General features: G+C 60.5%; 8 protein-coding genes. 1 reads left to right on the top strand and 7 read right to left on the bottom strand.

Features of this window, described 5'->3' with window-relative positions; translation table 11 throughout:
* Positions 1–125: 125 nt before the first annotated feature.
* From ACTM82_RS08590 to ACTM82_RS08560, 7 genes are all read right to left on the bottom strand, one after another.
* A complete protein-coding gene (locus ACTM82_RS08590; protein ID WP_441055762.1) occupies positions 126–893 on the bottom strand; it encodes a mechanosensitive ion channel family protein in 768 nt (255 codons plus the stop codon).
* Positions 894–1,227: 334 nt separating this feature from the next.
* Complete coding sequence (locus tag ACTM82_RS08585; protein ID WP_441055770.1) at positions 1,228–2,022, bottom strand: ABC transporter ATP-binding protein; 795 nt, start codon at positions 2,020–2,022, stop codon at positions 1,228–1,230.
* Positions 2,015–2,938, bottom strand: a complete 924-nt coding sequence (locus ACTM82_RS08580) for an ABC transporter permease (RefSeq protein WP_006234992.1) — start codon at positions 2,936–2,938, stop codon at positions 2,015–2,017. The genes ACTM82_RS08585 and ACTM82_RS08580 overlap by 8 nt, the downstream gene beginning before the upstream one ends.
* Positions 2,939–3,141: 203 nt before the next feature.
* Positions 3,142–4,122, bottom strand: coding sequence for an ABC transporter substrate-binding protein (locus ACTM82_RS08575; protein WP_427747699.1), 981 nt, complete (start codon positions 4,120–4,122; stop codon positions 3,142–3,144).
* 158 nt (positions 4,123–4,280) lie between these two features.
* Positions 4,281–5,069 (bottom strand): hypothetical protein, encoded by a 789-nt coding sequence (locus tag ACTM82_RS08570; RefSeq protein WP_441055764.1) that lies wholly within the window; start codon positions 5,067–5,069, stop codon positions 4,281–4,283.
* Positions 5,070–5,319: 250 nt separating this feature from the next.
* Entirely contained in the window at positions 5,320–6,723 is a 1,404-nt protein-coding gene (gene asnS, locus ACTM82_RS08565; protein ID WP_441055766.1) for an asparagine--tRNA ligase, read from the bottom strand.
* Between the two features lie 179 nt (positions 6,724–6,902).
* Positions 6,903–7,466: a PTS sugar transporter subunit IIA gene (locus ACTM82_RS08560; protein ID WP_441055768.1), complete on the bottom strand. Its 564-nt coding sequence runs from the start codon at positions 7,464–7,466 to the stop codon at positions 6,903–6,905.
* 247 nt (positions 7,467–7,713) lie between these two features.
* Between ACTM82_RS08560 and ACTM82_RS08555 the strand changes: the two genes are divergently transcribed.
* Positions 7,714–8,613 carry an alpha/beta hydrolase gene (locus tag ACTM82_RS08555; RefSeq protein WP_427793558.1) on the top strand — a complete coding sequence of 300 codons (900 nt, stop codon included), beginning with the start codon at positions 7,714–7,716 and terminating at the stop codon, positions 8,611–8,613.
* Positions 8,614–8,933: the final 320 nt, after the last annotated feature.

Genomic DNA, 8,933 nt, shown 5'->3' with positions numbered 1-8,933 from the left:
GGCGCGGCTGCGCCTATGGCACTTCAACATCATTGTCGCAGCCCCGACCCGCGGTCACGAGCGGGGGCTCCTATCTTTTTAGTGCCCTCGGATTGGGTCATAGTGTCTGTCCCCTTTGTGGTGCTTTAGGCGATGATGGGAGCGATAGCGCGGATGCAGGCGTCGGCAGCGGTGAGTGTGGTGCTGTCGTCACTGACGATAAAGATGATCTTGCCCTTGATGCCAAAGTCGCCGATTTCGCTAAAGAGCACGTAGGGCTCCTGGTCAAAGCCCGAGATGGGAAGCACGGCGGCCTTGGTGGCGCTGGTCAGCTCGTCTGCCAGCGCGTCAAGGGAAGCCCATTTAGACGTGTCCTTTACGGCAACGGGCACGGCCACGCGCCCAAAGGGCATCAGATGCACGAGCGTGTCCTTGGAGATGTTGGAGTTGGGCACAATGATGGTCTGCCCGTAGGCATCCTCGATGGTCGTGTGGCGCCAGGTGATGTCCTGTACCACGCCCGACACGCCGCCGACCTCGATATTGTCGCCGGGCTTGATGATGCCCATAAAGGTCACCTGCAAGCCGCCGATAAGGTTCGACAGCGTGTCCTGAAAGCCGAGCGAGATGGCAATGCCGCCGACGCCAAGAGCGGCGACGAGCGCGTTTGCGTTAATGCCAAAGCAGTTGTCGAGGATAAAACTGCCGCCGATCATCCAGATGACGGCGCGCGCAATGTTGATGAAGATACTCGATGCCGGAAGCGGGTTATCGTCGCGGTTGAGCAGGTGACGCAGCGTCTTGGAAACGACTTTGGCGGCGACGGCGGTGCCTATCGCCAAGATACCAGCCCAGATGATGTTGTGGACCCACCGCTGCTCAAAGAAATGAAGAATCGGCTCAAACAATTCCATGTAGGGAAAACCTCCTCAAGATCGTTCAACCATGATACCCACCAAAAAGCCCGTCCGATCACATTGGACGGGCCGATAACTTGAGATGGGGCGTCCGCGGTGGCGTAAGCTGGGGCGCCGGCGAGTACGCCGGCAAGGAGTGCGGCGGTCAAGCAAGACGAGGAAGAGATCCTCTCATGGCAGTTTCCTTAGTTCTTAACCTGTGGTCCCTGCTGACGCTGGATTATCGACATAATATGCGAAAACCGCCGCAAAGGTGTCTGTCCCTTTGCGGCGGTTTTGACGTCTGCGCAGATAAAACCTGCCAAAATAAACCTGTCCCTTTTTGGTAGGTTTAGCTCAGCAGCATGCGGTCGTTGGCGAGCTCGCCGCCCGAGACCTCCTCGAACTTCTGCAGTAGGTCGGCGACGGTGAGCGACTTCTTCTCATCGCCTGCCACATCGTAGATTACGTGGCCCTCGTGCATCATGATCAGGCGATTGCCCAGACGGATAGCGTCGTTCATGTTATGCGTGACCATGAGCGTGGTCAGGTGGTTCTCGTCGACGATCTCCTCGGTCAGATTGAGCACCTTAGAGGCCGTCTTGGGGTCGAGTGCCGCGGTATGCTCGTCGAGCAGCAGCAGGCGCGGCTTGGTGAGCGTGGCCATGAGCAGGGTGAGTGCCTGGCGCTGGCCGCCCGAGAGCAGGCCGACCTTGGCGTCGAGGCGCGTGTCCAGACCAAGGTCCAGGCGTTTGAGCAGCTTGACGTACTCGTCCTTCTCGGCCTTGGTGACGCCCCACGAAAGGCCGCGACGCTGGCCGCGACGCTTGGCGAGTGCCAGGTTCTCGGCAATTTGCATGTCGGCTGCGGTGCCGCGCATGGGGTCCTGGAACACGCGGCCCAGGTACTTGGCACGCTGCGACTCGCTCAGACGCGAGATGTCGGTGCCGTCGAGCTCGATAACGCCCGAATCGAGCGGATACACGCCGGCGATCATGTTGAGCAGCGTGGACTTGCCGGCGCCGTTGCCGCCAATCACGGTTACAAAGTCACCGTCGTTGAGGGTAAGGTCGACGCCGGTAAGAGCGCGCTTTTCGGTGACGGTGCCCTTGTTAAAGGTCTTCTTGACGTGCGAGAGCTTAAGCATCTGCCTCATCCCCCTTCGTGTAGGAGCTGCGGAGCTTATAGCGCTCCCAAACCACGGGCACGCATAGGGCCACGGCGACAATCACGGCGGAGAGCAGCTTCATGTCGTTGGCGTCCATGCCCAGCTGCAGCACGATGGCGCGGATGAGGAAGTACACTACGGAGCCAAAGACGGCGGAGGCAAGACGGACGCTAAACTGCGTGAGACCGCCGGGCAGCAGGCGGCCGAGCACCTCGCCGATAACAATGGCGGCGAGACCGATAACGATGGCGCCGGTGCCCATGCCAATGTCGGCGTACTTCTGGCTCTGGCAGATGAGCGCGCCCGAAAGGCCAATGAGGGCGTTGGAGAGCACGAGGGCGATCATCTTAGTGGAGTTGGTGTTGACGCCCAGGGCACGGATCATGTACTCGTTGTTGCCGGTGGCGCGCAGCGCCGAGCCGATCTCGGTGCCAAAGAACCAATACAGGATGGCAACGATAGCCACGGCGAGCAAGATGCCCAGGATGATGGCAACGGTGGACTGCGGCAGGCCCGTCATATTGCTGACGGCCGAGAACACGGTGCCCTTGGCAAGGATGGGCGTGTTGGATTTGCCCATGATGCGCAGGTTGATGGACCACAGGCTGATCTGGGTGAGGATTCCGGCGAGGATCGCGGGAATCTCAAAGACGGTGGTCAGAATGCCCGTGACCGCGCCCGCAATGGCGCCGGCGCACATGCCGGCCAAAACGGCGAGCAACGGGTCGACATTGTTGTTGACGATGAGCACGGCGCAGACGCAGCCGCCGAGGGCAAAGCTGCCGTCACAGGTCATATCGGGGATGTCGAGCAGGCGGAACGTGATAAACACGCCAAGCACCATAATGCCCCAGAGGACACCCTGCGAAACGGCGCCCTGCAACGCAATGAGCATGCTTCATACCTCCTAGGATAGGGTGGACACGTGATTTTCCATAATAGCGGTACCAATGCATAAAAGAGCAGCGGACGGACATTTTGTTTTACCAAAAACAAGCAGGGCGAACGCCGGTCTTTAGCGTTCGCCCCAATGACTCAGATATTGAATAACGCAGCTATGGCGCAAGCGCGTGCCTAGCTGCGTTACCGCGCATGGCGCTACTCGTCTAGAGCGGAAAGGTCGATGCCCAGGGCCTCGGCCATCTCGTCGTTCTTGATGACGACCAGATCCTTGCTTGGGAGGTGCTTGATCGGCATATCCTCGGGCTTGGCCTCGCCCTTCAGAATCTTAACGGCCATCTCGCCCGCGGCGTAGCCCAGGTCCTCATAGTTGATGGAAAGGGTGAACAGGCCGCCGGCCATGCACATGCCCTCCTCGCCGGTCACAAAGGGAAGCTTGTTCTCCTTGCAGATCTGACCGACCTGCGAAGCGCCCGCGGCGATGGTGTTGTCAGTGGGGGAGTAGAGCGCGTCGACCTTGCCCACGGCAGACTCGACGACAGACTGGATCTCGTTGGAGCTCGAGACGGTGAAATCGGTGTACTCCAGGCCCAGCTTGTCGAGTTCCTTCTTGGCGGCCTTGATCTGGACGTCGGAGTTGGACTCGGCGGTGCAGTAGAGCAGACCGACCTTTTTAACGTCGGGCAGGACCTTCTGCATCATCTCGAGCTGCTCGGCGACCGGGGTGAGGTCGGAGGCGCCGGTGACGTTGGTGCCGGGCTTGTCGTTGTCCTGGACCAGGCCGGAGGCGGCGTAGTCGGTGATGGCGCAGCCCACGATGGGGATATCGGCCGTGGCGCCGGCGGCAGCCTGTGCGGCAGGCGTGGCGATGGCGTAGATCAAGTTGACGTTGTCGCCCACAAACTTGTCGGCGATGGACTTACACGTGGACTGGTCGTTCTGGGCGTTCTTCTGGTCGATCTTGACCTTGAGTCCGCTCTTCTTGATGGCCTTGACAAAGCCGTCGTTGGCGGCGTCGAGCGCGGAGTGCTCAGTGAGCTGCAGAACGCCGATGGTGTAGTCGGAACCTGCGGCTGCAGAGCCGGAACCAGAGTTGCCGCCGCATCCGGCGAGCGGGGCCAGTGCGAGCAGGCCGGCGGAGACCAGAAGGCTCCTGCGGCTGATGGTGATGTCGTTCATGTCATTACCCCCAGTATAGAAATTGCTGGAAACACTGCACTCAAACAAAGTGCAAGTGGGTCTATAGTAGCGCCAATGCCCATTTTTTCAACAACCTGTCGGGTTTTTTAATACTGAACCGGATGGACGGCGGGGGATTTGGCGGGCAACGGCAAGACTTAGGCGGCGGGCGCGGGCCGCTCCCCCTCGTCCAGCGCGGCAAAGAGCTTCTTGCCGTCGAGCAGGCGCGTGCTAACGTTTCTCATGCGGCCGACCTCGACGGTGCGTAGGGTGTCGTCGGAGCCGTGCCCGTCGACGACCGTTCCCAGCAGATACGAGACGCCGTCTCGCTGTTTGATGGCAAAAGGCCGAACGGTCATCCTCGTCACTTCGATCTTGTCGTGTGTCGTGACGCTTGAAATGTCAAAGCTCACCGTGGTTCCGTGGTCGATGGCCCGCTCGATGAGCTCGCAGGTATCGATGTGTTTGGCGGGCGGTCGCGTGGTCTTGGCGGGTTTGCCTTCTGAGCTTGGTGCCGGCTCGGACGTATCGAGATAGCCGCGAACGTCGGCGCTTGCCATGGCGACCAGATGGCGCGCTATGCTTTTTCTGGTCGCGATGGGTGTGGAGCGGTTGCGCATGACCATGCCATGGAGTCGAATGATTTCCTCGTCGGAGAGCGGTCGGGTGAGAAGTCGGTAACCCGCGCCGCGCTTGTACTCAATCTCGTATCCGGCATGTCGCAGGGCGGAAATCGCGGTATGGATACTGCGCCGCGCTGCCGAGATGGGCATGCGAGCGGGGTCGTCGGGATGGGCGAGACGCTCGATCAGCTCATCGGGAGGAAGCGCTTTGTCCTCACCGGTATGCTCGCTTAAGAGTTGCAGGATGCGCACAGCGCGATAGGCTGCCATGGAAGCAGCACCCCTGGTCGTGGCCTCGTAGTTCTCAACAGCGGGTTTGGCCATTGCGTTCACGTCCTTTCCGTTTTTGGGTGATGACGCTACGGAGCCTAGGACACGGGGTTTGCTTAGGGGCGCAGGGCACTCTGGGTGGTCGGTAGTCGTCGGCAAGCGGCGGGTCGAGTTTTCAACAGCCCTGCTCAGCTGACCAAAAACTTGACAAAAGCCTGACGGATGCTGTTGAAAAAAGCGCCCCTCGGCTTGCCGAGAGGCGCTGGCGCGACACGCTGTAACGCGCGGGACGGAGCTGTGGCGATTAGAAATCGGCGTTGCCCACGGTGCGGGGGTGCGGAAGGACGTCGCGGATGTTGCCCACGCCGGTCAGATACATGACCAAGCGCTCGAAGCCCAGGCCGTAGCCGGCGTGTTTGCAGGAACCGTAGCGGCGCAGGTCAAGGTAGTACTTGTACTGCTCGGGGGCCATGCCAAGGTCCTTGATGCGGGCCTCGAGAAGATCCAGGCGCTCCTCGCGCTGGGAGCCGCCGATAATCTCGCCGATACCGGGAACCAGGCAGTCGGCGGCGGCGACGGTCTTGCCGTCGTCGTTCATGCGCATGTAGAAGGCCTTGATCTCGGCCGGGTAGTCGGTCACGAAGGTCGGGCGCTTAAAGTGCTCCTCGGTCAGGAAGCGCTCGTGCTCGGTCTGCAGGTCAATGCCCCAGCTGACAGGATAGTCAAACTTGTGACCGGCGGCGACGGCCTGCTCCAGGATCTCGACGGCCTCGGTGTAGGTGACGCGGGCAAAGTCGGAGTTTGCAACGTGGTTCAGGCGCTCGATCAGGCCCTTGTCCACAAACTTGTTGAGCATGTTGAGCTCGTCGGGGCAAGTGGCCATAACGTCCTTAAGAACGTACTTGAGCATGGCCTCGGCGTTATCCATGTAGTCATTCAGGTCGGCAAAGGCCATCTCGGGCTCGATCATCCAAAACTCGGCGGCGTGGCGCGTGGTGTTGGAGTTTTCGGCGCGGAAGGTGGGGCCAAAGGTGTACACGTCGCCAAAGGCCATGGCAAAGTTCTCGGCATTGAGCTGGCCGGACACGGTAAGGCTTGCGTGCTTGCCAAAGAAGTCCTGGCTCCAGTCGACCTCTCCGGACTCGGTGAGAGGCGGATTTTTGGGGTCGAGCGTGGTCACGCGGAACATCTCGCCGGCGCCCTCGCAGTCACTCGTGGTGATGATGGGGGTGTTGACGTAGACAAAGCCCTGCTCTTGGAAGAAGCGGTGGATGGCGGCAGCCGCGACAGAGCGGATGCGGAACACGGCACGGAACAGGTTGGTGCGCGGGCGCAGGTGCTGCTGGGTACGCAGGAACTCGACGGTTGCGCGCTTCTTCTGCAGCGGGTAGTCCGGGGCGCTCGTGCCCTCTACCTCGATGGAGGTGGCAGAAAGCTCGAAAGGCTGGGGCGCATCGGGGGTCAGCTTGACGGTGCCGGTGCAAATGAGTGCAGCCGAGACGTTTTGGTGGGCGATCTCGTCGTAGTTGCCGAGCGTCTCGCGGTTCATGACGACCTGCAGGTCGCGGAAGCAGCTGCCGTCGTTGAGCGTGACGAAGCCAAAGTTCTTCATGTCGCGGACGGACTTGACCCAGCCGGCGACAGTGACGGTCTTGCCGCCGAGCGACTCGGAATCGGCATAGAGCTGCGCGATTTTGGTGCGGTTCACGTATCCTCCCATAGCGGTTGAATGATAGTTATCCATACAGTTCGATATTCTAGCAGCTCGGCTCATTTGGGCTATACAGATAAGGCATTGACGGGACGGTTTTCAAACGAAAAGCGCCCGCGGCCAGATGGTCGTGGGCGCTTGGCGTGTTGCCTGTTGGCTGTACGGCGCAGGACTCGTTACTTGGTCTTAGCCACCAGCAGCGGGTCGCCCAGCTTGACGAGCGGGTTGCCGGCGATAAGCGTTCCAGACTCGCCGACATGGTCGATGCTCTTAAGACGATCGAGCTCGGAGATGATGACGGTCACGATGTCCTCGTGGCCAGCGGCCTTAATGGCATCGCGGTCGAAACTGATGAGCGGCTGGCCTGCCTTGACCACATCGCCCATCTCGACAAAGCGGGCAAAACCCTTGCCGTTCATTTGTACGGTGCCCAGGCCGACATGGATGAACACGCGAAGGCCGTCCTCGGTGATCATGCCAATAGAGTGGTTGGTGACGGTGGTGGCACCGATGCGGCCGTTAGCGGGCGCATAGATGGTGCCGGTGATGGGCTCGATGCCGTAGCCCTGGCCGAGCATTCCCGAGGCGATGGTCTCGTCGGGAACCTCGTTTAGATTGACGAGCACACCGTTAACGGGAGCGTAGATGACGCCTTCGCGGGTGGCGAAGCTTGCTGCGGGCGGTACGGACGCCTCGCCCGACGAGTTGAACGTGGACTTGAGCGAATCGAGCAGACCCATAGATGCCTCCAACGTATCAAGTGCGCATGTAGCGCACGCGTAGTTTTGCCGGAAACGTTTCGTGTGTGTTTACCGGCTCGGTCAGCGTCTCTATTTTACGCTGCTCAACGACGGCCCTGAGCTGGGATTATGTGATATATCAGTTGAAGGGAACTTATTGCGGATACGTTTCGATGCCGTGCGTCCAAGTGGGGTACGCTTGAAGGCGAGACATAACGTGCGCACGAATCGCGCGAAGGGAGCATATATGATCGTCGAGAGCCATGCGCTGTGGGGCGAGGAGCCGACCGAGGAATATCCGGCGACGTTTACCTATATGGGGGCCGAACCGCTGCCCGGCAAGCCCAATGGTCGTCGCCCGGCAGTGATCATCTGCGGCGGAGGCGCGTTTACGCACATCGCTCCGCACGAGCAGGACCCGGTGGCGTTTGCATTTTTGGATCACGGGTACCAGGCCTTTGTTCTCAACTATGTCACGAGTGGCACGGGTGACGTGAGCTTTCCGCACCCCCAGGCAGATCTTGCCAAGATGGTCGCCACGGTTCGTGCGAATGCCGACGAGTGGCATGTCGATCCCAAGCGCGTGTGCGTTGTGGGCTTTTCGGCGGGCGGCATGATTTGCGCCTCGCTGGCAACGCAGTGGAAGACCGGCCCCTTCGCGGCACTTGCCGGGGCGCGTCCGGACGACATTCGTCCCGATGCCGTGGTGCTGGGCTATCCATTGCTCGACTTTGCCTATGTCCGCGACATGCAGACGCGCGATCCGCGCATCGACTTGCGCGTGCCCAAGACAGGTGGCAAGACGGGGCGCGATTTGCTCAACGACTACTTGTCGATGGTGACGGGTGGCGAGGCGACCGAAGAGCACCTGGCCGATATCTGCCCTACCACGCATGTTTCGCGTCAGATGCCGCCGACCTTTGTGTGGGGCGTGTCCGATGACAAAACGGCGCCGATCGCGCAGGTCTATCCGTTTGCTCAGCGCATGGCCGAGGAGGGCGTCGCTTGCGAGATGCACGTCTTTGACCAAGGCGGTCACGGCCTTTCGCTCGGCAATGCCAATACCGCGGTCGACAACGAGGACAAGCAGGTGGCAGTCCGCCCTTGGATTCGCCTAGCCTTCCGCTTCCTGGAGCGCCATCTGTAAGAGAGTAAGAGGGCCAGCCCCATCCCGTCCCTCATAACTTGCGGTGGAATAGTTCCTGTTTTTGCTGGTTAAAGCCCCAAACAGGAACTATTCCACCGCAACTTCGTTTTGATGCCCGGGCCGGAAACCGCGTCCCAGTTTTGTCCCTCAAGGTGGGATACAGTTTCCCGCAGAGGGTCGATCGGGAAAATGCGTCCCGGTCTGAGCGAGGGGACTGCGGACAAAAAGTTGGACCGTTGAGGTCCGGAACGGAGTCCGCATGGCATACAGTAGGAGAATGGTGGAGAGGGCCAGGGCGCTTCGCGGCGCCGGGCTCACCG

Source organism: Collinsella sp. HCP3S3_E5 (assembly GCF_052067635.1).
Classification (GTDB): domain Bacteria; phylum Actinomycetota; class Coriobacteriia; order Coriobacteriales; family Coriobacteriaceae; genus Collinsella.
Note: the sequence above shows the minus strand (reverse complement) of the source record. Positions and strands in the feature narration are given on the sequence as shown.

Excerpts from the sequence above, each read along its gene's own strand:
- ACTM82_RS08585 (WP_441055770.1), bottom strand. The coding sequence starts at position 2,022 with ATGCTTAAGCTCTCGCACGTCAAGAAGACCTTTAACAAGGGCACCGTC.
- ACTM82_RS08580 (WP_006234992.1), bottom strand. The coding sequence starts at position 2,938 with ATGCTCATTGCGTTGCAGGGCGCCGTTTCGCAGGGTGTCCTCTGGGGC.
- ACTM82_RS08570 (WP_441055764.1), bottom strand. The coding sequence starts at position 5,069 with ATGGCCAAACCCGCTGTTGAGAACTACGAGGCCACGACCAGGGGTGCT.
- ACTM82_RS08555 (WP_427793558.1), top strand. The coding sequence starts at position 7,714 with ATGATCGTCGAGAGCCATGCGCTGTGGGGCGAGGAGCCGACCGAGGAA.
- ACTM82_RS08560 (WP_441055768.1), bottom strand. The coding sequence starts at position 7,466 with ATGGGTCTGCTCGATTCGCTCAAGTCCACGTTCAACTCGTCGGGCGAG.
- ACTM82_RS08590 (WP_441055762.1), bottom strand. The coding sequence starts at position 893 with ATGGAATTGTTTGAGCCGATTCTTCATTTCTTTGAGCAGCGGTGGGTC.
- ACTM82_RS08575 (WP_427747699.1), bottom strand. The coding sequence starts at position 4,122 with ATGAACGACATCACCATCAGCCGCAGGAGCCTTCTGGTCTCCGCCGGC.